This is a genomic window from Pseudomonas sp. SYWMCR5 (assembly GCF_057197165.1).
This window is the reverse complement of sequence record NZ_JBXUNH010000002.1, coordinates 872,779-898,320: the sequence shown is the minus strand read 5'-3', so window position 1 is coordinate 898,320 and position 25,542 is coordinate 872,779. Positions and strand designations below refer to the sequence as shown.

The 25,542-nt window shown below is 65.6% G+C and carries 17 protein-coding genes; 3 read left to right on the top strand and 14 right to left on the bottom strand.

All coding sequences use genetic code 11. The features are described from left to right. Positions 1–134 precede the first annotated feature (134 nt). The gene (locus AC2CGW_RS09895; RefSeq protein WP_484573967.1) at positions 135–4,019 is read right to left on the bottom strand and encodes a dermonecrotic toxin domain-containing protein; all 3,885 of its coding nucleotides are present in this window, start codon (positions 4,017–4,019) and stop codon (positions 135–137) included. Positions 4,020–4,315: 296 nt separating this feature from the next. Here AC2CGW_RS09895 and AC2CGW_RS09890 point away from each other — a divergent pair, with 296 nt between their 5' ends. The 3 genes from AC2CGW_RS09890 (at position 4,316) to AC2CGW_RS09880 (ending at position 10,754) form a co-directional block, all read left to right on the top strand. Beyond that, entirely contained in the window at positions 4,316–8,401 is a 4,086-nt protein-coding gene (locus AC2CGW_RS09890; RefSeq protein ID WP_484573966.1) for an RCC1 domain-containing protein, read from the top strand. Beyond that, complete coding sequence (locus AC2CGW_RS09885; protein WP_186665338.1) at positions 8,398–9,291, top strand: Ig-like domain-containing protein; 894 nt, start codon at positions 8,398–8,400, stop codon at positions 9,289–9,291. Before AC2CGW_RS09890 ends, AC2CGW_RS09885 begins: the two co-directional genes overlap by 4 nt. A gap of 149 nt (positions 9,292–9,440) precedes the next feature. Further along, positions 9,441–10,754: a hypothetical protein gene (locus tag AC2CGW_RS09880; protein WP_484573965.1), complete on the top strand. Its 1,314-nt coding sequence runs from the start codon at positions 9,441–9,443 to the stop codon at positions 10,752–10,754. Positions 10,755–10,830: 76 nt separating this feature from the next. On the opposite strand, the gene AC2CGW_RS09875 is transcribed toward AC2CGW_RS09880, so the two are convergent. From AC2CGW_RS09875 to AC2CGW_RS09815, 13 genes are read right to left on the bottom strand one after another with little or no spacing between them, the layout of a single operon-like run. Then, positions 10,831–11,592, bottom strand: coding sequence for a ChbG/HpnK family deacetylase (locus tag AC2CGW_RS09875; protein ID WP_484573964.1), 762 nt, complete (start codon positions 11,590–11,592; stop codon positions 10,831–10,833). After that, positions 11,564–12,724: a GNAT family N-acetyltransferase gene (locus tag AC2CGW_RS09870; RefSeq protein WP_484573963.1), complete on the bottom strand. Its 1,161-nt coding sequence runs from the start codon at positions 12,722–12,724 to the stop codon at positions 11,564–11,566. Before AC2CGW_RS09870 ends, AC2CGW_RS09875 begins: the two co-directional genes overlap by 29 nt. Before the next feature lie 4 nt (positions 12,725–12,728). Next, entirely contained in the window at positions 12,729–13,418 is a 690-nt protein-coding gene (locus tag AC2CGW_RS09865) for a GNAT family N-acetyltransferase (protein WP_186709594.1), read from the bottom strand. A 34-nt stretch (positions 13,419–13,452) separates the two neighbouring features. Continuing rightward, complete coding sequence (locus AC2CGW_RS09860) at positions 13,453–15,363, bottom strand: hypothetical protein (protein ID WP_484573962.1); 1,911 nt, start codon at positions 15,361–15,363, stop codon at positions 13,453–13,455. Then, positions 15,360–16,664, bottom strand: coding sequence for a lipopolysaccharide biosynthesis protein (locus tag AC2CGW_RS09855; protein ID WP_484573961.1), 1,305 nt, complete (start codon positions 16,662–16,664; stop codon positions 15,360–15,362). Before AC2CGW_RS09855 ends, AC2CGW_RS09860 begins: the two co-directional genes overlap by 4 nt. Further along, entirely contained in the window at positions 16,661–17,671 is a 1,011-nt protein-coding gene (locus AC2CGW_RS09850; RefSeq protein WP_484573960.1) for a polysaccharide deacetylase family protein, read from the bottom strand. Before AC2CGW_RS09850 ends, AC2CGW_RS09855 begins: the two co-directional genes overlap by 4 nt. A gap of 9 nt (positions 17,672–17,680) precedes the next feature. After that, positions 17,681–18,817 carry a glycosyltransferase gene (locus tag AC2CGW_RS09845; RefSeq protein WP_484573959.1) on the bottom strand — a complete coding sequence of 379 codons (1,137 nt, stop codon included), beginning with the start codon at positions 18,815–18,817 and terminating at the stop codon, positions 17,681–17,683. Then, a complete protein-coding gene (locus tag AC2CGW_RS09840; protein WP_186709610.1) occupies positions 18,810–19,775 on the bottom strand; it encodes a glycosyltransferase family 2 protein in 966 nt (321 codons plus the stop codon). The genes AC2CGW_RS09845 and AC2CGW_RS09840 overlap by 8 nt, the downstream gene beginning before the upstream one ends. Beyond that, entirely contained in the window at positions 19,772–21,142 is a 1,371-nt protein-coding gene (locus AC2CGW_RS09835) for an O-antigen ligase family protein (RefSeq protein ID WP_484573958.1), read from the bottom strand. Before AC2CGW_RS09835 ends, AC2CGW_RS09840 begins: the two co-directional genes overlap by 4 nt. After that, on the bottom strand, positions 21,139–22,266 hold the full coding sequence (locus AC2CGW_RS09830) for a glycosyltransferase family 4 protein (protein ID WP_484573957.1): 1,128 nt from the start codon (positions 22,264–22,266) through the stop codon (positions 21,139–21,141). Before AC2CGW_RS09830 ends, AC2CGW_RS09835 begins: the two co-directional genes overlap by 4 nt. Further along, a complete protein-coding gene (locus AC2CGW_RS09825; RefSeq protein WP_186665325.1) occupies positions 22,263–23,837 on the bottom strand; it encodes a GumC family protein in 1,575 nt (524 codons plus the stop codon). The genes AC2CGW_RS09830 and AC2CGW_RS09825 overlap by 4 nt, the downstream gene beginning before the upstream one ends. A 14-nt stretch (positions 23,838–23,851) precedes the next feature. Further along, positions 23,852–24,871 (bottom strand): polysaccharide biosynthesis/export family protein, encoded by a 1,020-nt coding sequence (locus AC2CGW_RS09820; RefSeq protein ID WP_186665436.1) that lies wholly within the window; start codon positions 24,869–24,871, stop codon positions 23,852–23,854. Positions 24,872–24,893: 22 nt separating this feature from the next. Then, positions 24,894–25,541: a CpsD/CapB family tyrosine-protein kinase gene (locus AC2CGW_RS09815; protein ID WP_288376867.1), complete on the bottom strand. Its 648-nt coding sequence runs from the start codon at positions 25,539–25,541 to the stop codon at positions 24,894–24,896. Position 25,542 lies beyond the last annotated feature (1 nt).

The following is a 25,542-nucleotide window of genomic DNA, read 5'->3' as shown; positions in this document are numbered from 1 at the left end:
TTTAGCTGATCAGGTGAAACGCTTCAGCCGAGCATGCACCTGCTGTCGGAAATATTCCAGTCTGGTTCAAGCGCGAGGGTTCGCCATCGACGACCCACCGGCGCCCGGCAGGCGCCGACGGGTGGCCATGGTGTTTACTCTTCCGGTGACGGCGGCTCCGGCGATTCGGCAAGCTCGGCTTCGGGCGCCGGTGGGAAAGGCAGTTCCAGCAAGTGTTGGGCACCTGCGGCAACGGCTTGCTCGCCCAGGACCGGGTCTTGATCCATCAGGTAAAGGCGCCGCCAGATTTCTGCGAGGTTTGCGTCGGGTGCTGCATTGAACTGCTCGTCCTCGATCAGCGGCCTCAGGTCCCTGCGGTACTGAAGGGGCAGGCGCTCCCAGACGGCGGTGTCCTCTTCGCTGGCCATGGACAGCAAGGCTTCGTATTCATGGTCGGCGACCATCAGGTCTACGCCGAAACGCACATAGTAGGCATTGATCTGCGCAATCATGCCGTCGCCCATGTGCTGGCTTTCCAGGCGCATCACCTGAGCGAGTGGACGCGGCAGAGGTTGTGGCTGTGGCAGTTCGGTGAAGCGGTTTTCCGACAGGTTGACGATGTTCGGGTTGCGCATGTTCACCAGCCCAGCGGGCATTTCGGTCAGTTCGCAATTCCCGAGCATCAGTGAGTCCAGGCGGGGCAAGGCTTCCAGGTTGGGGCTTGCCTGCAGCGGGTTGTTGGTGAGGTCCAGGGTCCTGAGGTTGACCATCTCGTTGAGCCTTTGCTGTGCCTGCTCGTTCCAGGTCAGGTTGTTTTCCTCCAGGTCCAGCAAGCGTAGGGTTTGCGGGTTGCTCAGTTGCGGAATGTGTTGCAGCGAGCACTCTTCCAGGGTCAGCCCCTGCAGGTTGGGCAAGCGTTCCAGCAACGAAGCGGGCAGGGTGTCGATGTGCGGGTTGCGGGCCAGGTCGAGGATCCCGACATGTGGGAAATGGTGGGGCAGCTCTAGGCTGGCGAGGTCGTCGTTGGTGAGATCGAGGTCGGCCAGTTCCATTGAGAACAGCCGGTCTTCGCCCAGCGATTGTCGACTCATGCCGCGCCAGCTGTTCAGCAGTCGCGGCATGGCCCGGGTCCGTGCAGGTGAGCCTGCGGCCCAGGCAGCGAAGTTGGACGTTACTGATTGATACTGTGCGTTCAGGGCTGCCACGGCCTGATCCGGGCTTGCTCCTTGCTCACGACTCGAGGCAAAGAAGGCATTTATGCCGTCATTGTTCATCGTGGGGTAGACCTGCTGCACCTGGCGGTAAAGCGCTCGGTCGATCGGTGCGGGAGGTGGCGGGGGGACGACCGCCGGCTCAGGCTCGCCGCCTGGCGCAGGGTTCGGATCCATTGGCGCTCCACCACGCAGGCCCTGTTGGCGCAACCAGGCGAAGTCGCCGAATGGGCGCAACTGTCTGGCCCAGGCTTGGCGGTCGGTGTCGACCAGGGCTGTCAGGCGCGCTCGCAGGCTGTCGCTGGCTCCGGCCTCAAGCTCCATCGCTGCGCGTTCACTGGCCGACAGTACCTTCGCCGCCGCCTGGCACAGATCGGCAGTGTCATGTGGGGGAGCGGGACGCTCGCCCAGATAAGGCGCGTAACCTTGCGCAGACTTGATGATGACCCGCAAGCGAGTCGCGTAGCGGCTGCCAGCCGCGGCCAGGGTACGCCCCTGGAGATCCTCCGCGCGCAGCTCGATGCGCACATCCTGTGGCCAGCCCTTCAGCGCCGTCATGGCCTTGAGCGCAAGGCGTTCGCTGTGGGCGCTGGCCAGCTCGGGCAGGTTCAGGCCTTCCAGACCTCGGGCAACCGGCAGCTCATCCTCGAGGCCCCGCGCAAGGTTGGCCAGGCGTGCTGGAAGGTCTTGTCCGGTGCTCCAGGCCGCCTGCTCGGTCGTGGTCATCGAACCGAGCAGGCGCCTGCACAATGGCGCACTCAGTCCCGGGTAGTCCTGCTGCATCCGTGTTTCGTCGGCATGGGCTGGCACACTGGCCCCGTAGCCTTCGGCGAACAGCCTGTCACGCTCGGCGCCGCTGGCTGTCGGATAGGTTTGCGCGATCTGCCGTTGCAGGCGCAGGCGTACCAAGGTGTCGGCCAGCAGCGGTGGGGTCTTGGCATGGGTCAGGTGTACCTGGCGCAGTTGTGCTTCGTCCACGCCGCTGATGCGCGCAGCCAGCTCCAGCTGTGCCGGGGTGAAGGTTTCAAGACGGCTGTCCAGCCGCCTCACCAGTGTCGCCAGTGGCCAGTCGCGGGGTTGTTCGTGCTCGGCGCGCCAGGCCGTTTCGTCATTGTGCTCCAGCAGGGGCTGGTAGGCGTCAGGGTCGTCAGGATGAACCAGCCGCCAACGCTGCAGCTGTGCGTCGAAGCGTCGTCGATACCAGTGGCCGTCCATCTGCAAGGAGTCCGGCGTGGCGTCGGAGGCCGGGATACGGTAGGGCGCCAGGTCGGGGCGCCAGAGGCGTTGGCTGCCATCGGCCCGGGTGATCGGGTCGAGGCTCTCGAGCAGCGGTGTGCGGGTGAGCGTGCGCACCACCTGGCCACCGACATGCAGCCCGGCGATTACCGCCAGGTTCAGGCCTACCACTTTCAGATGCTGGAACGCCTCGTCGCGATCACCGACCTCCCAGGCCTCGTAGCCTTCGTAGACCTCATGCAACAATTGGCAGGCGGTCACGGCGATCATCAGCACGCCGATGGCCGGTATGAAGAAGCCGAGGGTCATCAGGGCATTCAACCCAAGGCTCTCCCACATCTGCAGGCGCTTCTTGCGCGCCCGCTCGTCGGCCTGGGCCGTGGGCACGGCGAGCAGCAGTGCCTCGGCCTTGAGCCAGGCGAGATGGTCGCTGTACAGGAACTCGAACAGCGGCCCTTCGATGTCGTGCCGCTCCAGGTGCAGATCGGCTCCCTCAGGCAGTGTCCAGGCTTGATCGTAGCTTGCGTGCGCATCGCTGCTGAGGTTTTGCCGTGCCCGATCGAGGAACTGCAGCCGATCTTCGCTGGCGATGAGCGCCAGGCACCGTCTGCGAAAGGTGGGGTCGCAAAGATCGGTCTGCAATTGCGCGACCAACGCCTGCTCACTGCCGAAGGCGCGGACGGCGGCTTCCTGCCCCGGGAGATACAGCAGTCGACCGGCTTCACCCGCATCGACCAGCAGGGCCTCGTGCAACGTCACGCCGAACACTTGCAATTGCTGGCAAGGCAGGGCCGATCCGTCGTCGAGCAACTGCTGGATGCAATCCCGTGCGTTGCCGCCGATCCGATGCTGCAGTCGCGCCAGGTCGGCTGCCAGTTGCAGGTTGCTTTGGTAAAGCCTGATTGCGGCGGGGCGGACATCGGGCGCGCTGAACCTGGCTTCCAGGTGCGCTTGGTAGCGCTGGCCCAGGTCGAGGTCGCGGCAGGTGCTGGCAAAGGCCTCGGGAGTAAGCGGCAGCGGTTTGATCTTGAAGGCTTTGGAGGCCAGGGAGTAGGGCACCTGGGTTTCGCTGTCGCCAAGGGTCGTGCTACCGGTCACGGTAATGTCGGTGATTTCGCTGTCGCCCTCGAGGGCCAGCGCGCTCTTGATGTTGAAGCTGACATCGTCGGCAAAGTTGTGCAGTGCTGCCTGGAGCAGGCTGCGTCGTTCGTAGGTGCTTACGTAGACCTGATGGGTGAACAGATCATGGACCTGGATCAGCTCCGAGGTACGCAGCGGGGTCTCGAACCCGTGCTCGGCCTTCAGGCGCTCGGCGAGCAGTGGTTCGGCGAACGCGTCGATCTGCTGCAGGCCCTTGAGCGCCCTGGCCAGGCTTTGCTGGGCCGTGGCCAACTGTGTCTGGCTGGCCAGTACGGCTCCGCGCAGGTCGGGCAAGGCGTTTTCGAACCAGGCGGCGTGCTGCCCTGGCAGGCCCTGCTGAGGCAGTGCACTGGCACGCAAGGTTTGCCATTGCTCTTCTGCAAGTCTCGATGCCCAGGCGGGCAAGCGCTGGGTGATCAGGTTCTGGTGGGTGGAGGGGAGAGTTGAAGGCATGGCTGTCGCTCCTGTTGTGGAACGCAACAGCAGGCGCCATCGATGGATGGGGGGGGTGGTAAATAGATGGGGCCTGATTATGAAGTTTGAAGGTTTCCAGGAAACCAGAGGCGATTCAGGAGCGTGCGGTGGCTCGGTGAGGGTAAAACCTGAGCCTGGCGCAAGGCGAACGCTGGCCGTTCTGGCCAGGTTTGATGGGCGCTGTCACCTGGTATTTCTGTCAGTTGTGCGATGTGGGCAACTGCTTTTCAATCAGCGGACCAAACATGCCGGGTCCAAGGGATTGGGAGACAGCCATGCCGAATGACGCGCAGTTCAATGAGCCAGACGACGAGGGCGGCGTCGTGCTGACCCTCGATGAGATGATCAAGGCCTTTAACCAGCAACTGGCGACGCAGGAGATGAGCATGTTCTCCGTGGGCGGTGCCGGCCTGGCGGCGCTGGAGCGGATCTACATCCCGGGGCAGATCACCTCGGTGAAAACCCCAGGTGTCCAGGTCGGCGTCAACTTCAACATGGCGCACACGAATGCCCGCGGGTTGTTGATCATCATCCAGCGCTACTCGAACATGCGCATTGGTGACTGGATCGAGGTGTTCTGGGGGGATGACACTCTGCCTGTAGCGTCCGACAGGCTTCAAACCCAAGAGCAGGTTGATCAGCTTTTTCCGATGTACGTGCCCTCGGAGAAAGTGAAGGAGGGGGTGTTCGACCTGTGGTGCAAGGTCACCCGTGCCGGGGGCGGTAATGAAGATAAGTCCACGCCGCTGAGCGTGCTGAGCCGCCTCATTTTCCCCGGCGGAACCGACCCCGAGCCGGAAAAGCCAGGCCATCAGCACCTGGTACCGCCGAAAGCCAAAGTCCCGCCCTCTGGCGTCATCGGTGAGGACGAAGCGAAAGCCGGTGTCGAGGTGGAGATTGAGGTGTACCCGAACATGCGTGAGTACGACCAGATCCGCCTGAGTTGGGGCGGGGAGTTCGTACTCCACGATGTGCAGCCGGCAGAGGTGGGGAAACCCGTGGTGATTACTGTGCCGGAAGCGACCATTCGGGCCGCAGGCGACAGTGATGCCCTGGTCCTGACCTACCGGGTGACCGACGAGGTGAACAACCCGTCCAGCGACTGGTCTGAGCGCAGCACGCTGAAGACGGAAGTCGGTGTCGGGCTGCTGCCGGCACCTTACATCTTCAACCCTGACCCTGGCGCCGATCCTGAAGATGTCATCGACTTGGATGCGTTGGGTGATGCTGACCTGGAAATCGAAGTGGACACGCCGAGAACGGACTTCGAGGTGGACGACGTGATCACCGTCACCTGGCTAGGTAGCTCCACGCACGGCGAAACCCTTGAAGTCACCCCACCGTCTCAGACTGTAAGTCGGGTTGGACGCACGCTGGTGTTCAGCATTCCCAATGACAAGCTGTTCGCCTTGGGCGGCGGGCGTGGCGTTGCATCATTCGTCAACACTCGTGGCACTGACGATACCCCCTCCAAGCGTGCGTTCGTCAGTATTGCTGGTGTTATCCCCGTCCCGGCCAAACCTGACCTGCTCGAGGCTACCGGGGGTAGTTTGGACCCCACCCTGGTGGAGGCCACCGTCCAGGTGCCTGCGCAGGTGAACCTCGTGCGGGGGGACAGAGTGACGTTGACGTGGCTGGGGACGCGTGCCAACGGTACGCCGCTGCTGCACACGGAAATCAAGACTGTCAGTACCTCCCAGGCGGGCAAGGCCTTGGCGTTCCATGTACAAGGCGCTGCCAACCTGGCCCCGCTGGACGGCGGCAGCCTCGCCCTGAGCTACCAGCTCAAGCGGCGTGATCTGGACACGCCGCTGGATTCCGCGCATGAAGTGCTGCAGGTGGGTGACGCGCGTGCGGCATTGCCCGCGCCCTCGACGCGCCCACTTGTTCCCGGCGGCAAACTGGACCCAGACGCTTACCCACGGGGTATCGAGGTCATCGTACAGCCCTACACGAACATGAAGCAGGACCAGGACATGTACCTGGAGTGGACGTCCACCGTGGGGCAGCCGTACTACGACGATGTGCCGGTCACCCCGGGGCAGGAGACCATCTTCGAGGTCAGCCCCGCCCAACTGCGGGCGAATGATGGCGGCGCGGTGCTGGTGGGGTATCGGATCACCGAGGCTGGACAACCGGACCGCTATTCCGAGTACCTGGAGTTGCAGGTAGGTGCCGGCGAGAAGGTTGATTTGCTCGCGCCGGAGGTCGTGGAGGCCCAGGACGGCATTCTCAACCCTGGCGTTGTCACCGGCGGTGCGACGGTGCGGGTGCCGGCCAGCGCCGATCTCAAGGCGGGCGATGAGGTAGAGGTCTTCTGGGACGGCGACAAGCCGGGTGGGGTGACCTCGGTGTCTGACTTCGTGCTGGCGGATGGTGGTTTCCTGGACCTGCCCATCGACTATGCCTTCGTCATCGCCAATGCCGATGGAAACGTCACTGTCCGCTATGCGATCTATCGATTGAGTGGCGCAAAGGACAAGTCGCTGGTTCTGTCGATCCGCGTGCAAAGCGCCGCCTTGCCACTGCCGACCGTTCTCGAGTCCATAGAGGGTAATATCAACCCGGACGACGTGGTCAGTGGTGCGACGGTGGTCGTCGAGGCGGTGGCGCAATTGCGTGAGCGTGATGTGGTGACGGTCGAGATCGTCAGCCCGGCGCCAGGCGGCAGCACGACGATTCCGGTCCCTGTGCCGACCGGTGGTAACAATCAGGCATTGCGCGTACCGGTGCCCTATGCCGTGATCAACGCCAGCAGTGGAGCGACTATCGCCCTTGAATACAGAATCGATCGCGCCGCTGGCGGCCCGCCGGAGAGTTCACCGTCCAATACCTACTCCGTGAGCCGGGTGATCGGTGCGGGGCCCATCCGTATCTTCGGTGCCCGTTATGGCGCCAGTTCCTCCCTCGCCTCGGGCTCGCCACGGATTATCAGTGCCTACAACTCGACCACCGACCAGCCCATTCTCGTGGAATGGCAATACGCTGGCGATGTGGCCTGGACGGCAGGTTACACCTGGCTCGACCGCCAACCCCAGCGGCCCCTGCGGGTGCGCAGCACCACCGATGCGGTGTGGCTCAACCCGGCCAATGTCGTCGGCAACGGTAAAGAGGCACTGGGCAATGATCAGGCAGCCTTTGCGGTGATGCTCGACAACCCCACCCCTGGCCTGTTCAGCCTCTATGGCTGGGGGAGCGCGGCCTATGGCGCCAATTTGCCTCCGACACTTATCACCTATGATGATGTGGTCGAGGTCAGTGGTACCCGTAGCGCTTACGCAGCACGTCTGCAGAGCGGCTCCGTGGCCTGCTGGGGCGATACCGCCGAAGGCGGGACCCTGCGACCTGAAGACATAGGACAGCCATTCCTCGAGGTTCGCAGCAACAGCACGGTGTTCGTTGGCCGCCTCCAGGTAACGCCGGGAAGCAACAACGGCCGACTGACTGCGTGGGGCATTGCCGCCAATGGCGCAACGGTGCCGCCGGACATCCTCGCGCTAACTGATATCACGGCGGTGTTCGGCGCTGGCTCTGCCTTCGCTGCACAACGGGCGAATGGGCGATTGGTCGCCTGGGGCTATGCACAGTATGGGGGTACCCTACCTGCAGATATCGCTGCGCTGAGCGACATCCAGATTGTCAAGGGCAACTGGGGGGCCTTTGGCGCCCGGCGGGCCAACAAGCGCCTGGTGGCCTGGGGTAACGTCACCTATGGCGGAACGATACCGGCGTCTATTGCGGCACGTAACGACATCGAAACCCTGGAAGGCGCCACGGGTCAAGCCTTCAGCGCCCTGACCACCGCTGGGCAAGTAGTGGCCTGGGGGGCGACCAGCCATGGCGGAACAGTCCCTGCAGAAATCGCCGCGCTCAGCGATATCGTCGAGGTCACCGGCACCCTTCATGCGTTCTGCGCACGGCGTCGCAACGGCCATGTGGTGGCGTGGGGCAATACCGCCTATGGCGGTACGGTGCCTGCGCCCATCGCGCAACTGTCAGATATCGTTCAAGTGACGGGCAGCGCCTGGAGTTTCGCCGCCTTGCGCCGCAACGGCACGGTGGTGGCCTGGGGCAGTGCAGACTCTGGTGGCGATACAAGTGCCGTGGTTGCGCAGTTGACCCATGTGCAGGCGGTGTATGCCAACACTCACGGTTTCACCGCACTGACCACTGACGGGCGTGTGGTCACCTGGGGCAATGGCCCAGGTGGTGGTGACAGCTCGGCAGCGCAACCGGTCATTGCTGGGCGACTGCTGGCGGGCCGCCCTGACCCGAGTGCGGTCAACGCCGCAGTCAACGAGCGGAACGGGATGAGCCGCTTGGCGCTCGACAGCGCCAGTTTGTCGGAGAGCACACGATGAACGATATGACAGAAGCACAAGCAGCGCAGAATAGCCTTGCCGTACCCACCATGGCGAATGTGATCAATGGCAAGCTCGATCCAGCCCAGGTGCCGAGTAACGGTGCCCCGGTGGTCATGGCAGTGGGGGCGGAGCATGCCGGCAAGACCCTCACGCTGGTGCTGGCATTGGCCCAGGGGACTGAGCTTTTCACCCAGAACCTGCCCATCGGCTCTACGGGGCGCTCCATCACGCTGCGTATTCCCAAGGAGCACTTCACCAATAACCTGGCTGCTCAGGTGAAGGTGTTCTACCGGGTCAGTACGGTAGGGGATAGCCCCGTGCTGACGTTCCAGATCGACCAGGGGTTCGCGGGCGCTCATGAGTTGGACCTGACGGCACAGCGGTTCACGCCGGTGTACCTCGACGGTGAACTCAAGCTGCCTGGCCAGTTGCCGGTATTTTTGCGTTTCACCCGGATCGCTCCGGGGGCGACCAGCTACGCCAGCAGCGACGAGAGTGTGGCCACGGTGGATAACCAAGGGCAGGTCACGGCATTGCGCAACGGCCAGACCACCATCACCGCGCAATCACCTGGCGGACCGCAGAGCTATGTGCTGACGGTCAAGGGCATTCGTGGCCTGGAGTTCCTCGCGCGTCAAGGCTCTACCTGGCAAAGCGCGGACACCCTGTGCAAGAGCGCGGGCATGCAGCTACCGACCCAGGCGGACTTCACCAAGGTCCAGGGTGCATACGGCGTGCAGATGGCCGACCTGGGGCTGCCGAACTACCCCATCTGGGGGGCGGCACTGGATGGCGGCACGGCCTGGACCTACCACCCCTACACCCAGGTCCTGACCTCCGAGAGCACTGACGCCAACACCCTGCGTCAGGTCGCCGGGGTCGGTTGACCTGCGGTGTGCTGCTTCGCTGAGGGGCGGCGAACCCCACTCCCCACTTCTGTCAGGCGTTCCATCATGCGATCCCTGGGGTGGTGACCTATCGCCTGGAAGAGCAAGTGGTCAGTTGATCACTCGCTGAGCATGTCTGAGGTTTTCTTGTGAGAATGCCGTGGCTGTCACGTTGTTGTGTGCTGTTGGGCTGCCTGCTGGCCCCCGTTGCCTGGGCGCTGACCGGCCCAGAGCTGGCGGTCGCTCTCAACCAGTCTTACCAGAGCGGTGCGCTGCGCTGTGCAGGTAATCGGCCAGCGTATTTTTGCAGCGGTGTGCTGGTGCGACAGCAGCCTGCCAATGCGCCGCTGCCGTTCTGGACCCATGGCCCCGAAGCCATCGGTCAGGGTGCCGAGCGCTTCAGTTGGTTGCGACATGACGTGGGGGGAATGAGTGTCAGCGAGCCCAGTGGCTACATCTTCAGTAACCGTTTCGAGGCCATGGCGCAGGGCAAGGACTACAGCGTGCAAGGCGATGACGGCGGCACCCGGCCTGGCGAACTGCGGGTGGTCAACTGGGACACGTCGTTGCCCGAGCGCCTGGCCGTAGTGGCGGTGTACTACAACCGTGGCGACATCAACGGCCTACTGGCGGCCCAGCGGGACCAGCGCGCCTACCACGAGGCCGTTGGCGTGTGGTTGCCGGTACTGCGACTCGACCCCGCCCTGCCACAGAGCGCGGTGTTCGGTTTCGACTCGCGCGAGCAACTGTACCGCGGTTACCAGGTCGCCGACCGGCTGAACTTGCGCTACGCCGACACCGCCGCCAGTTGCTACGATGCGAGCCCCAGTTACAACTGCAATGGTGTGCTGATCCGCGCCACCGGTGCCTCCGCCGGCTTTCGTTCCTGGAACCCCACGCAGAACTCCATTTCACGAGATGGTGTTTCGTTCACCTATCTACGCGCCGATACCGGTGTCCAGCGCTTGGCCAGCAATGAGCCGGGTTTGATCTTCGATCGTCTGGATCAACCTGTCACGCATCCGGTCAGGTTGCGCTGCGCCTACCCGGCCAATGCCGGCACCAGCGGCATCCCGAACAGCTGTCGAGCCAGTTGCTTGTCGCAAGGTATTACCACGGTCGCGGCGTGGCGCGCGCGTTACGCTGGCAGCGCTGCGAACAGTTGCGCCTTCAGCATGGAGCCCACGCCCAATGCTGCGCAGTTCCAGTTGAACATCGACGTGCGCGCCAGCGCTGGTGCGCACAACGAAATCATCATTGGTGCCTGGCCGCAGAACATACCTCGGGAGTTGCCTATCGAGGCGATCTACTATCCTTCCGGTAGCGCCAGCCTGGCCGGGGCGAAGCTGATCCAGCGTGACTACTTCCAGCACACCGGCGTTTTCATGCCGGTAGTGCGCGTGAACCTGGCCAGTGGCAATGGTCAGGTGTTCACCTTCGTGGCGCAAGACCAGAACCTCTAGGAGTCAGAGTGAGCGACGTGCCATTAGCCAATGATTTCGACGAGCAAGAGACGCTCGCCCCTCGAAAGGCTGGTACTTAAAGCGCGGTGGCGTAACCCACCCGCGGTACGTCCTCAAGACGCGCATCGATCAACGATTTCAACGATTCCCCACTCTCCAGGTAGGCATCGCCAAAATCATGCCCGCCCAGCGCGCTGGGATGCGCGACCACCTCCAGCACCCCCTCGCGCGGCGCCAGGCCCGCCTTCAGGTCCGCGGGGGTGCACACATAGTCGGCCGTGGCCCCGCTCAACTGGCGCAGGCGCCGGTTCAGCAGGGTCTTGAACAGCCGTTTCGCCGGGCCGATGTTGTGCCCCAGGTTGCGTGCCAGGCGCACCGGCACGCCCTGCTCACGGGCAAAACGCGCAACCACCTCACCGACCGGCCAGATGTTGTGCACGTGCTGGTGCGAGTCCAGGTGGCTGGGCATGACGCCATGGGCCACGCAGCGTTGCCATTGGGCTTCGAGTTCCTGGCGCACGGCCTCGCGCTCGCTGCGTGACAGGTGCACGGTGCGCTGGCGCAGCCCGAGGTCGAACTCGCCCTGGGCGGTACAGAAGCGCGGTTCGGCGAGGATCGCCTGGCTCAGGGGGCGGCCGTAGGTCAGGTTGAAATGCAGGCCGATCCGGCCCTTCAGCGCTGGCTGCTGGGCCAGTACGCACGCTGCCTGGAACGCCGGCATGTTGGCCATCAGTGTTGCCGAGCTGATCAGCCCGGCCTGGAACGCGTGCAGGATCACCGCGTTGATGGGGGCACTGAGGCCGAAGTCGTCAGCGTTGACTATGACCTGGGATGGCATCCGGGCGCTCCTGTGTGGGGTTCGGGGTGACGGTGGCTGCGCTGTGGGCCTTGCGCAGGCGTGGCTTGAGCCAGCGCCAGCAACGCAGGGCCAGGCCCAGGACGATGCCGTCGGGGCGCCAGCTGTAGCTGCTCAGGCGCCATTGTTCGACCTGGCCGGTCTGGCGTTCATGCAACTGGTGGCTGGAGTTTTCAAGGCTTACCCGCGAGGCGTCGACCCAGCTCCAGCCCTCGTCGAGGCCCCAGTGAATCCACTCTTCGAGCAGCACCCGGCCACTGCCCAGCTCGCGTTGTTCGGGCACGAACGCCAGGTTGTAGTCGTAGATGCGTCCGCGCTCGAGCAGGCCCAGGCGGTAGCTGATGCATCGTCCGTCCAGCTCCAGCAGCACCAGGCACACCAGCCCTTCGCCAGCCAGCGCGGTGAAGGCCTGGTACATCCACTCGCGGCGCTGGCTGCCCGAGAAGATGCCGACGTCATCGTCGCCTTTCCAGCTCGCCGCTTCCACGGCGCTGATCGCATCGAGCAGGGCGGTGATGTTGTGGCGGTCGGCGACCACCCGGCGCACCTGCGCGCCGCAGGCGGCGATGCGCTTGCGTGCACGGCGCAGCTTGTAGCGTGGGTCGCCACTGACCTCCTGGCGATCGGCTTCACTGATCCGGTGCACCGGTACACGGCAGCTCAGGCGCCGCTCGAAGGTCGAGCTGGCCGCAGCCCATTGGCGCAGCCAGTCCTCATTGTCACCCTGCACGACTTCACTCAATTGCAGCAGTGCATGGGGAAGATGCTTGCGGATGGTCTTGAGCACCTGTGTTGCGTGGTGCGCGGGCAGGTCGAGCAACAACGCGATGCGATCGCTCAGCGGATGACCCAGGTGACGCACCACCGGGACATTCAGCGGGCCTGCCGCCTGGCGTTCGCGCACCAGGGGCAGGCACAGGCACAGGCGGCCATCGAGATGACCGAGCAGAATCTTCAGTTGCTGGCCCGGTTGCAGAGCGGCCTCGGCGGCGCGCAGCCAGCCCAGGTGATTGAACGGGGTGCTGCCGGCCACGCGCTGGCGCAGCGCTTCATAGCCGGCGGCGGGAAAGCTGGGGGTGCGCAGCGAGGCGCACCAGCTCAGTTGCAGGGCCACGGGGTCAGGACGCCGCAGCCGTGGCGTTTTCGGACGCCGGTTTACGCAAGGGCTCCAGACGCGACTCGCTGTAGCGGCTCTCGCGGAAGAACTTCCAGCGCCCGAACAGGCAGTAGACATTCATGATGCGCCCTTGCTCCTGATAGCCCATGCGCAGGTGCAGTTTGAGCGCCGGGATGTTGTGTTGTTCGCAGACGTCCACCACCTTGGTGCAACCCTGCGCGGCCATGGCCTTCCACAACGCCACTTGCAAGTCCACCGACAGCTCGCTGCCCCAGTACTTGCGGATCAACTCGCCGCCGAACTCGAAGAACTCGCCCGGACCGACCGGGAACCAGCACCCGTAGTAATGGCGGTCGTGGTAATGGCGCGCACTGCCCCAGATGAAGGCCACGGTGTCGCCGTCGTCATCGAGGAACATCAACCCTGTGTGGCCCTCGGCCGCCAGCTCGCGCATGGTCTCGACGCGGTCGCCGAAGTGCTTGGCGAAGGCCTTGACGTTGTTCACGGTGATGTTCTCGATGCGCAGTGGCGCATAGGGTTTGAGACGGTGCGGGGGCACCGGGGTTTCCAGGTCGCGTTCCATCCACACCAGTTCCCAATGATAGAAGACGTAGTGTCGCCAGGCGCTGCTCAAGGTATTGCGTAGTCCCTTGCGCTTGATGCGATCCTGGATCTTGCTCAATGCACGCATGGTGCCTCCTGTTCGTGGCAGGTCGAGGTGCGTCTCATGACGCACTCCAGGTCAGGGCAAACAAGGTCTGCCCTGGCAATTGAAAACGAATCTGCCCCTGCTGGCAGCTGAAGCGGGCAGGGCGCGGTTGGTTATCGGGGCCGAACAGTTCGAGCTGGCCGGCGGGGCAGTCGCCCAGCGCCAGGTCGACTTGCTGCACGCGCTCGGCCTTGTTGACCCCCAGCAGGCTGCGCTGACGGCCGTCGGCCATGGCCAGCACGTCGACCTCGAAGGCGTCGTTGTCCAGGGCCAGCACCTGGCGCAGCCAGTGGCGCTGGATGAACTGCTGGGCAAGGCCCACCGGCTTGAGCTCGAAACGGTCATCGCCCAGCACGCGGATCATGCCCTTAGGCCATTCGGGCTCGTCGGCGACATGGAACCAGTTGAGCATGTCCAACAGGCCGTCCGCGGAGGCGTTGATCACAACCGAGGCCCACCACAGGCCCGCGTAGTGGGTGTTCTGGTCATAGGGGCTGAGGCTGGAGCCGCTGGACAGGTTGGTCTGGTCGAGCAGCAGCGCCTTGCGCGGCCGGCCTTGGCTGTCGAGGCCGACCAAGGCCGCGGCCTGGCGCACGCTGTCGCGGTAGCTGCGGGTGGCGAGCAGGTCGCGGACCATCCATTCGTGCCAGGCCAGGGCATCGATCTGCGCACCGTGCTCCTGCAGCAGGCGCCGGGCCCAGTCGATACCGCGCAGGTCCTTGCTGCCCTGGGTGAAGGGGCCGCCGAGCAGGCGTGACGAGGCGGGCATGGCGATTCGCACGCCCCCCTCCCGGGCGCCCGGCCAGGCGCTTACGCGCTGGGCCATGCCGGCGAAGAAGTCGCGGTAGCTTTCATAGTTGCGGTAATTGAGATTGGGCTCGTCGGCAAAGGCCAGGTAGTGCAGGCCCTTGCCGCCCAGGCGCGTGGTGCCGGCCAGCCAGGCATCGAGGCCGTCGTGGCTGGTGCGGTCGGCGGCAAGATCGGCGCGCCGACCCGTGCCGGCGAGCAGGGTGATGTCCTGGGTGATGCCGAAGCGCTGCTGGTACAGGAGGCGCCAGGCGTCTTCATAGCCGGGCTGGCGGGCGAGCACGTCCATGAAGCTGTAGTAGCCGGCCGCCTGCGGACGCAGGGCATCCAGGGCGGCGAAGCTCGACGGTGGCGGCAGCACGTAGGGCAGGTTGACCCCCAGCAGCGGCGTGTGGCCCAGCACCTTGGCCTGGAGCCTGAGTCGCACCTGCCCGGCAGGGTTGGCGACATCGCCCAGTTGATCGGCGCGCTGGGCGAACAGGTTGGCGCTGCCATCGAGCCAGAATGCCGCCTTGCCGCGCCCTTGCAGGCGCAGGCGCCAGGTTTCGTCGCGGGGGCTGACCGGCAGCGCCTGCTGGTCGAAGCGCCAGTAGGCGGGGTAGGGCTTGAGCGCCACCTCGACCTGCCGACCGTCGCTCAGGCGCTGCGCCGAGAGCCCGCGTACGCCGCCGTGGAACTTGCCGGCCAGCGTCGCCTGCTCACCGGCCTTGACGCGGAAATACAGCTCGACCCGTGGCCCGACCTCGGCGCTGAAGTGCACCTTGGCGGGAGCGAACAGGGCGCGTGTGGTGTCGCTGTGCTCGATCTGGTAGCCACGGAAGCTGTAGCCAGGCACCTCCAGGCGATAGGGGCCGGCGTCGGCGGTCAGTGGCCAGCGTTGCTCGCCGCGCAACTCCTCGGCCTTGATCGCCCGCTCGCCGCGCAGTTGGCCGTGGCCGTCGAGCAGGTAGATGCGCTCGGCATTGGCGTCGGCCTGCCAGGCCGGATGCCAGCGCAGGCGCAGTTCATCGTTGCGCGCGGGTTGCAGGTACAGGCTGCCGTCGCGGAGATCGCCCCATTGCAGGCTCGCCGCCGGTGCCAGCGGCACCCACAGGGCACAGAGCAGCAGGCAGCGCTTCATGCTGGCCTGCGCTGCAACATCTGGCGCAGCGGCGCGAAGTCGCTGGGCAGGATGATCAGGGTGTGCAGTACCGGCACCCCACTCAGGCGGCAGTACAGCACCAACATGGCGAGGGTCACCGCGAGATAAGCGATGGACGAGGCCGCTGCGGCACCGACGATGCCCCAGGTCGGAATCAGCAGCACGTTGAGCACCAGGTTCAGCGCGGCGCCGGCACCCATCATCAGCGAGACCGTGCCGGGGCGGTTCTTGCCCAGCAGGTCCAGGCGCAGGATGCTGGCGTAGCACAGCCCCAGCAGCCCTGGCAGCAAGGCCAGCAGCGCCGGGTAGGCCGGTTGGTAGGCAATGCCGAACAGGGTGACGATCAGCCAGTCGCCGATCACCGCCATGCACAGACAGGCGCCGAGCATCACCGTGGCGGTCAGGCGCAATGCCAGAGGGGTGAGTTTCTCCATGCCGGCGTCCTGTTGCAGCAGGCGCTTCATCAGCGGAGTGGTCACCGCTTCCGGCACGATCAGCAGTAGTTCGGCAGCGGCACTGGCCATGGCGTAGTGCCCCAGCGCAGTGCTGCCGAGCATCGCGCCGATGAACAGGTAGTCCGAGCGCAGGATGACTTGCTGGAACAACAGGTCGGGGTGGCTCTTGGCACTGTAGCTGAGCAGCTCGCGCTGACCGCCGCGATCCCAGCGCAGGGCCAGCGGATGCTGGCGGCGCAGCCACCACAGGCCCAGCAGCAGCACCAGGGCGATACCCAGCAGCCAACTGATCAATGCCGCCTCCAGCGCCTCCTCACGCCACATCCAGAACAACGCGAGAAACAGCAGCAGCGGTGCCGCCGATTCGACCAGGCGCAGCGCGTTGAACGCGCCGACGCCACCGCTGGCGTTGTGCAGTGTCAGCAGGCCGCTCTTGAGCACGGTCATCGGCACCGCCAGCAGCAACAGCCAGGCCAGCAGGCCCAGTTGCAGGGTGATGTCCAGGTCGGCACCGAACGCGCGCACCAGCACCACGCAGACCAGCGTCAACAACCCCGCCAGCAGGCAACCGTAGACCAGCACCTGGGTCAGCAGCAGGCCCATGTCGCGCTGCTTGGCCGCCTGGTAGCCAACGGCGCTGTTCAACCCGCCGCTGGTGGCGGCGCTGATCAGGTCGGGCAGGGTGCTGAGCAGGGCGAACAACCCTCGCTCGCTGGGGCCGAGGATGCGCGCCAGCAGTACGTTGCGCAGCAGGCGCAGGGCGATCATCGCAAGCTTGGTGCCCATGCTCAGTACCAGATGGCGCAGGTAATGGTTGCGGCTCATGAGCGGCCCCCGCGGCTGATGCGCCAGGCCAGCAGCGACGGACGGCTGGCATTGCGCTGGCTGACGCCGATGCGTGGCAGGGCCAGCGGATCGTCATGCCCCTGGCAGATGCCGGCGCGCGTGCTCAGGGCGAAGGGATAGCGGTGCGCCGCCACGCGTGCGCGCACGCGGTCGTCATGATCGCCATTGGGGTAGCAGTACACCGGCAGGGGTCGCTGGCAGCCGTGCGCCAGGGCGGCATGGCTGCGTTGCAGTTCCTCTTCCAGGCGCCGGTCGTCGAGGTAGGGCAACAAGGCGTGGCTGGCGCCGTGCGGGCCGAAGCGCACCAGGCCCGAGTCCTCCAGTTCACGCACTTGCTGCCAGTCCATGGCCTGGGGCAGCGATTCGGCAGGGCAGGCGTCGGTCAGTTGCTGCAGGGCTTGCGGGCTGAGGCTCTTGAGGCTCTGCAGGTAGTGCGCCAGGGCCTGGCTGCGCGCTTGCGAGCGGTCGTTCATGAAGTAGGCGGCCGGCAGCGGTCGGCCGAGCTTGCGCAGGTACTCGATGAGGCTGTGCCGTGCAGGCTCGCCGTGGCTGCCCCACAGGGTCTCGCCGACACTTTCCCACCAGAAGCGCTGGCGGCTGCCGATGTAGTCGGTGGACAGGAAGATGCTTGCCGGCACCTGGTGCTTGCGCAGCAGCGGGAAGGCGTTGCTGGCGTTGTCGCGCCAGCCATCGTCGAAGGTCAGGGCGACCTTGGGGCGCTGGTTGCCGCGCGGTGCCTCATGGTCCTTGAGCAGGTCCATGAGGCTGACGCAGTCGAAGTGGCGTGGCAGCCAGCGCAGCAGCCCTTCGAAGGCGCGTGGCCCGACACACAGCTCGTTGCGGTGCGCCAAGGCGGCGCTGGCATCATCGGCCAGTACCCGGTGCAGCATGAGGATCACCCCGGCGCCGCGCAATTCGGCGCGGCCCTTGGGCGACTTGAAATACAGCCAGCCACTGGCCTGTTTGATCTTCGTCTTGATCGGCATGTACGTCGCTCATCGATTCTGGTCGGGGTTCCATTGGCTGTAGCTGTGCCCGCGCAGGAATTGCCACAGGCCGACACTCATGCCCGCCAGCGTCACCAGCACGAAGGCGGCCAGGCGGAACGGCCTGGGCAGGCGGTGGCCGGCATCGAGCAGGCCGGCAATCGCGGCCGCATAGCCGAGCAGTTGCGCGGCCAGGGCCAGGTGGTAGAAGTGCGACTCACCGACCAGCCAGAGATTGGCCAGCAGCAGCGGCAGCAACAGCACCGGTGCCAGGCGGCGGATCAGCTTGTGGCTGATCAGGGCGATGGCGTACAGGCCGTGGCGTAGCGGGTTGAGCAGTTCGCTGCGCGCGGCCAGGCTCTGCAGGCCGCCGACGGTGACGCGTTGGCGACGGCGGAACTGCTTGTCGGCCTCGTCCACCCCCTGGTCGAGCACGATCGCCTCCGGCACGTAGACGATGCGCTGGCCGGCGGCCGGGGCGCAGGTGCTGATGTAGAAGTCGTCGTTGACCTGTTTGGGAATCGCCTGGTACAGCGGGCGACGCAGGGCGAGCAGGGCGCCGTCGGCCGAGACCATGCAGCCGGTGCGGTTTTCCACCTTGCGCACCCAGGCTTCATAGTGGCGGTACAGGCTGTCGCCCAGGCTCAGGCCCTTGCCTGGATCGGGGATGATCATGTGCCCGGCAGTTCCCCCCACATCGCTGTCGGCGAACGGCGCCAGCAGCAGGCCAAGGGTGTTGCCAGACCACTGGTTGTCGGCGTCGGTGAACACCAGGATATCGCCGCGGCAGACGCTCACCGCGGTGTTCAGCGCGCCGGTCTTGCCCAGGCGTGGCAGGTCGAGCACCTGTACCCGCGAATCGTCCACGGCGCGTGCCAGCGCCACGGTGCGGTCGCTGGAGCCGTCGCTGGCCACCACCACCTGCAGTTCGGCGGCCTGGTAGTCCTGGGCGAGCACGCTGGCGAGCTTGGCCTCGATGTGCCGCTCCTCGTTGTGCGCGGCGATCACCACGCTGACCCGCTGCGGCGGCAGCGGGCCGGGTCTGCGCACAGGAAAGAACGGCGCAGCCAGGGTCAGCAGCAGCGGATAGCCGACCCAGGCGTACAGCGGCAACAGCAGGCACAACCAGAAGATGATCTCAGCCACGAGCGGGCCTCCTTGCGGTGCGGTTGAACAGGCTGAGGATGAACGCAGCGCCAGCCAGGTGCAGGCGCAGCCAGTGCAGGCCCCAGAGCTGCAGGGTCAGCAACGTGTCGTGGTGCCTGAGGCTCTGGCGCAGGCTCAGCGCCAGGGCAGGCAGGGCGCTGATCAGCAGCAGCGCCAGGGCCACATGGGGGAAACCTTCGAGCAGCGTCGACAGCGCCATGGCGTCGAGTACCCAGGCGCCGACCGACAGCAGCGGGAAACGCAGCAGGCGCAGGCTCACGCCATGGCTGCGCAACAGTTGCAAGTGGCTGCCCTGACGCCACATCTCCTTGCCCAGCCATTCGCCCCAGCTGCCCTCGAAGCCCCAGTGCAGCACCACGGGCTGGCGCAGCACGCGCAAACGTGCGCCGGCTTCGTGCAGGCGCAGGGTGAAGTCCTTGTCTTCGCCGGTGCGCAGGCGCTCGTCGAAGCCGCCAACCTGGTCGAACCAGGTGCGGCGCATCAGCAGGTTGGGCGTGGGCAGCCAGGTGCAGTCCTGCACCGTCTGCCCGGCGCGCAGCGTGCGGCGTTGCCAGGCGTGGGCGAACCAGGGCGCCTGGCGTGGGGTGTCGCAGTCAAGGGCGAAGACATCTCCTTCGCCTCGGCGCTGCAGGCCCAGCAGCAGGTCGAGCCAGTTGTCGGGCACCTCGATATCGGCATCCAGGAACGCCAGCCACTCACCGTGGCTGACCTGTGCGCCCTGGTTGCGCAGCGCACCGATGGCCACACCGGGCAGGCTCAGCACCTGGGCGCCGTGCTGGCGGGCGATGGCCGGACCATCGTCGCTGGAGCCGTTGTCGACCACGATCAGCTCACAGCCCAGCCCCGCGCAGTGGGCGGCCTTGCGCGCGGCTTCGAGGGTGCGGCCGATATGGCGGGCTTCGTTGAACATGGGGATGACGATGCTCACCTGGTTCATGGCGTCGCCCCCGCGGTGCGCGGCTCGCTGGCCCGGCGCAGCAGCACGCTGGACAGCGCCAGCATCATCCACAGGTACTTGTGGCTGGGGGCGCTGAGGAACATCAGGAACAGCCCGATGGCCAGCATGCTCATGGTCAGGTGGGTCATCAGGTCGGCGTTGTCGTGCTCGCCGTTGGCCCGCCAGGCCGCGCGGGCCCGCCAGAAGTTGTGCAGGGCCAGGGCGATCATGCCGACGAAGGCCAGCCCCGCCGGTACGCCGGTTTCGCTGAACAGCTCCAGGTAGGTGTTGTGGGCGCGGCGATAGAGGTCGGTGGTCTTGCTGTTGACCGGCGCGAAGGCCTTGGAGAAACCGGTGTCGGCGTAGTGCAGCGGGAAGGTGCCGGGGCCGGTGCCGAGCATCGGGCTGTGGCTGATCATCTCCTTGCCCACCACCAGGTACGAGGCGCGCCGACCCAGGGATTCGTCCTGGTGCGCATTGACCCCGGACTTGAGCAGCATCAGCGACTGGATACGCTCGGCGTAGCCGGCCGGCATCAGCGCCGCGCCCAGCGGCAGGACGATGGCCAGGCCGAGCATGGCGAAGCCCAGGTGGCGCGGGCGGATGCGTGCCAGTTGCTCGCGGTAGTTGTACAGCACGATGCCCAGGCTGATCAGCAGCACCACCAGGCCTGAGCGCGACTCGGTCTTGGTCATGCCCACTAGCAGCAACAGGCAGCAGCCGGCCCAGAACAGCTTGAGCGGAATCTGCCGGGTCTTTATCGCCAGCCACAGCCCCAGCGGCATGGCGATGGTGATCAGCAGGGCGAAGGCATTAGGGTCGAGCATGGCCGAAGCGCGACCCTGCTCCTGGTATTTGCTGGAGAAGATGGCGAACAGGCAGGTCACGCAGACGCTGACGGTGATCAGCCGGGCCAGCATCGGCAGGTTGAGGTCGCGCCCCACCAGCAGGGTGATGACGAACACCACCAGGCCGACCAGCAGCTCGCGCAGGTGGCCGACGGACAGCTCGACGCTGTCGCTGGTCCACAGGCTCAGCAGGTACAGGGCCATGAACGGGATCAGCAATCGCCATTGATTGCTGCGCAGGCGCTCGGCAGGCAGCTGGCGCACGGCCAGTTGCAGGGTGAGGATCAGCACCAGGCCCAGGCCGATCAGCTTGGCGCCAGAGACCATGCTGTCCTTGAGCAGCCCTTCGAGCGGCACCAGCGCGGCGATCGCCAGCAGGCCCCAGGCTGGCTTGCGGTACAGCACCAGGGCACCGGCCAGGCCGACCACGGCGCCAGGGGCCAGGTAAGGGTAGGGGCTGGCCAGCAAGCCCAGCGACAGCAGGGCCACCAGGCCCACCAGCGACAGGGGGATGATCATGCGACAACCTCCGTGGCCGTGCCCCGGTACACCAGGGCCCAGCGTTGTGCCAGGGTCGGCAGGTGGTAGTGTTCGCGCTGGGTCTGGCGGGCGCGGGCAACCAGTTCTTCGGCCTGTTGCGGATCGTCCAGCAGCGCCTGCAGGTGGGCAGCGAGTTCATCGACTGCCAGCGGTGCGGCAAGCAGCCCGCTGCGCCCGTGTTCGATCACGTCGGGAATGCCGCCGACGCCGAAGGCCACCACCGGTACGCCGTCCTGCATGGCTTCGAGCAGAATCATTGGCGTGCCTTCGGTGCGCGAGCTGATCACCAGGGCATCCAGTCGGGTCATCCAGGCTGGCATGTCGCGTTGGAAACCCGGCAGCGTGATGCGCTCGGCCAGGCCGGCCGCCTCGATACGCGCCTGCAGCGTGGCGCGTTCGGGGCCGTCGCCGAGCATCACCGCGTGCAACCGTGGATGGCGCTGGCACAGCGGGATCAGGGTGTCGAGGAACAGGTCCGGGCCTTTTTCGCTGGACAGCCGCCCGACATAGCCTGCCAGCCAAGGGGCTTGGCGCAGTTCCTGGCTGTGCACCGCGGCGCCGCCATCGCGGGACGAGCCCGCTCCCACAGGCACGGGCTCCGGCAGGCCGTTGGGGATCACCTGCAATTTGCTGGCTGGAACTCCCGCCTCGCGATGGATGCGGGCAATGCTCTCGGCCACGCACACCACGGTCGCCACCGTGGGTGTGCGGCACAGTTGCAGGCTCAGCCAGGTGTAGAAGCGCTGCTTGGTGCTGCGCGGCGTGAAGCCGTGCTGGGTGGTCACCAGTGGCAGGTGCCAGAGGGTCGCGGCCAACCAGCCGAAGACCATGCCCTTGAAGTTGTGGGTGTTGATCAACGGCCGCTCGCCACGCTGGGTCGCCACTTGCCTGAGCAGTGCGCCCAGGCCATGGCAGCTCTGGCAGTCGATGCCGGCTTCGCGAAAGCGCGTCACCAGGTCCTGCGGCGCGTCGAGGAACAGCACCCGGTGCCTGCCAGGGGTTGCCTGGCAGTGGTCCAGGAGCATGCGCTCGGCGCCGTAGAATCCGCCGCTGCTGAGCAGGTGCAGGATCAACCGGCCGGTTGCGGGAGCTGCAGCGTTCAATTGCGCACCCAGTGCATCAGGCGAGGCAACGACCACGACTTGTGCGGGTTGGGCAACGCCGGGGTCTGGTCGTTGATCACCAGCAGCACCGGCAAGCCCAGCTCCTGGCCGATCTGTGCAGGGTGCTTGAAGCGGTGGTCGAAGAACTCCTTGACGTAGACCAGTGCGATCGCCAGCAGCAGGCCGGTGACCAGGCCGAACGGGATGATCAGGCCAGGTTTGGGGAACGACGCGGTGGCCGGCTCGTAGGGCGCGCTGAGGATCCGCGCGTTGGACTGGCTGCCATCGAGCAGGCCCTGGCCGCGACTTTCTTCATAGCGCTGGGCATAGGTGGAGAAGGCCTTGTGCAGGGCATCGATCTCGGTGTCGAGCTGGCGGGTCTTGCTCTGGGTCTCGCGCAGCTCGGTGATGCGGTTCTTGTACTCATCGATGCGTTGGGTCTTCTGATCGATCACCTGCTGGGTCACGGCCAGGTCCTGCTGGCGTTCGCGGATACGGTTCTCGACGATCTTGAGGAACTGACCGCGCAGCTGGGCGATCTGCTGACGCGCCATGACCATCTGCTCGGCACCGGGCTGGAACACCGTGGCATCGCCGTTGTAGCGTGCCAGCTGGGTGGTCAGTTGCTCGCCCAGTTGCTTGATCTCGCGGTCTTCGAAGGCGACGTTGTCGACCGTGGTGGTGAAGGTGTAGGGGAAGGCGTAGTCGGCCATCTTCGCCTTGCTCGCCGCCGCCAGGCTGCTCTGCAGGTAGTCGAGCCACTGCTGGTTCTCCAGCTTGCGGTCGCGCTGCAGGTTGAGTGCCTGTTCCTCGGTGTTGATCGCATTGAGGCGGAAGGTGATCTCTTCTTTCGGATCGGACGAGCCGATCGCCGTCAGCAGGGCCAGGCGTTGGCCCTCGAGGTCTCCAAGACGCGCCTGGTAGTGCAGTTTCTTCTGCTCGTAGAAGGTCTCGGGCAGCTCGTTGGACTGCAGGTCCTGGCGGTTTTTCAGGAAGTTGTCCAGCAGGCGGGCGACGAACAGGGTGCCGAGGCGCGCATCATCGGCGCTGTAGGTGACCGAGATGACGTTGGAGCCGGGCAGGGTCTCGATCTTGAGATCCTTGACGGCCTGGTCGGTGAGCTCGTCGAGCTGGGTGTCGCGCTCGTCGGCCACCGACTTGCCCAGCAGGCGATGCAGTGGATCGACGATGCCATGGCGCAGCGGGTCGATCACGGTGCGCCGCAGCAGGCCGGGTTCGGCCTGGTACTGGCCTTCCTGACGCAGCTGGCTGATGGTCTGGCGGATCAGCGTGGGCGAGCGCAGGATGTTGCTCTCGGTCTCCATGTCGGCCAGCGATGGCGGGATGAACTGGTCCGCCTGCTGGGCCAGCGAGGAGCTGGTGTCACTCTGCGACAGCTTCTTGGACTGCACGATGACTTCGGCGGTGATGTCGAAGCTCTGCTTGAGCACCAGCGGCAGGATCACCGCGATCACCGCGAAGATCAGGAACACCCGTTTCACCAACTGGCGGTTAGCGAAGAAGATGCGGAAGAACTCATGCACATAGTTTTCTTTCGGTTGCGTGGTCATGGTCCGTCCCCCGGTCAGTCGTTGCTTTCTTTGTTGTCGACGCGGTAGCTGAAGCTGAAGCCAAAGCCCTGGAACAGCACCACGTCAGCCAGTTGCCGGGACAGCTCGGCAGCGCTGGCCAGCTTGGTCTTGGGCACGTACAGCATGTCTTCGGGCTGCAGGTAGGCGAGCTTCTGGCTACCGCCGGAGAGGGCCTGGTCGACGTCGTAGTTGACCGCATGCACGGTGTTGCCTTCGCGGCGCATGATCACCACCGAGCCGAGCTTGGCCTTCAGGGTCGGGCCGCGGGCCAGGGTCAGGGCCTCGAGCACCGACACCGGACGCCGGATCTGGAATGCGCCTGGCTGGCCGACTTCGCCGAGCACGTAGATCTCGTTGGCGGCAGTGGACTTGAGCAGCACATCCACGCTCATGCGTCCGGGCAGGCTGGCGTAGCGCTCGTTGAGGTAGTCACGCAACTGGTTGACGGTCATGCCCTGCAATGGCACCGAGCCGATTTCCGGGAAGGTCGCGCGGCCGTCGTTGCCCACGGTGATGTCGCGGCTCATGCCGGTGCCGGGGTGGCTCAGGGCGTTCTTCAGGTTGACCTCGTCGGTCATGGGGCTCAGCACGCGCACCGTCACCTGGTCGCGGTTGGGCTTGAACACGCGCTTGTCGTTGTAGGCCTGGCGAATGGCGCTCTCCGCTTCGCTCGGGGTCAGGCCCTCGACGCGCACCGACGCGTTGGTGGATGGCAGGGTGATGCTGCCATCGGGCTGCACCAGTTGCTGGCCGTTCAGGCCGCTGGCGGCCATGAAGTTGAGGTCCAGGGTGTCACCGGACTGGATGCGGTACACCCCGGCAGAGCGGTTGCTGACATGGAAGATCACTTCCAGCACGTCCTGTGGCCGCAGCACCTGCTCGCGGCGGGCGACTTCGGTGGCCTGGCTCTCGGCCGGCGGCGCGGTGAGGATCTGTACCGGCATTTCGCGGCTTTCCTGGCTGGCGCATCCGGCCAGGGCGAGCACGCACAGGGCAATCGAGGGGTATCTCATGGCGATCATGGCGTGCGTCCTCTCACAGGTTGTCGTACAGCCACTTGGGCATGTAGTACTTGCGCTTGTTGAACACGCTGCCGATCAGCCGCGCGCCGGCTTGCTCGAGGCGCTGGACTGCGGCCTGGGCCACCTCTTTGCGGGTTTCCTCGGCGCGCACCACCAGGATCACGCCATCGACCAGGGTGCCGATCACCAGGCTGTCGGCGCTGGCGTAGATGGCCTCGCCGTCGATCACCACGAAGCGGTAGTGGGCGGCGAACTGGCGCAGCAGGATGCGCAGGCGCTCGGGGTCGAGGCGGTCGCGGCCGCGCTTCCAGGTGCCCACCGGCAGCACGTCGAATGGCTGGTCGGACAGGTGCACCACGCAGTCCTGCGCCAGCGGTGGGGTGTCCTCGTCGAACAACAGGTCGGTGTAGCCGCGCAGCTTGTTCAGCCCCAGTTGCTGGCTCAGGCCGTTGCTGCTGGAACTGCCGTCGATCAGCAGCACCGCACCTGCGCTCATCAGCGCCAGCTGGCCAGCGAAGGCCAGGGTGCTGGTGCTGGTGCCGGTTCCGGTGTTGGCCGCGGTCAGCAGCAGGGTGCGCTGGTCGAGGTCGAGGACAGTGGCGGTCAGGTTGGTCTCGCTCGGGTTGGCGATACTCAGGCTTCTAGAAGTGGAACCGTCCATC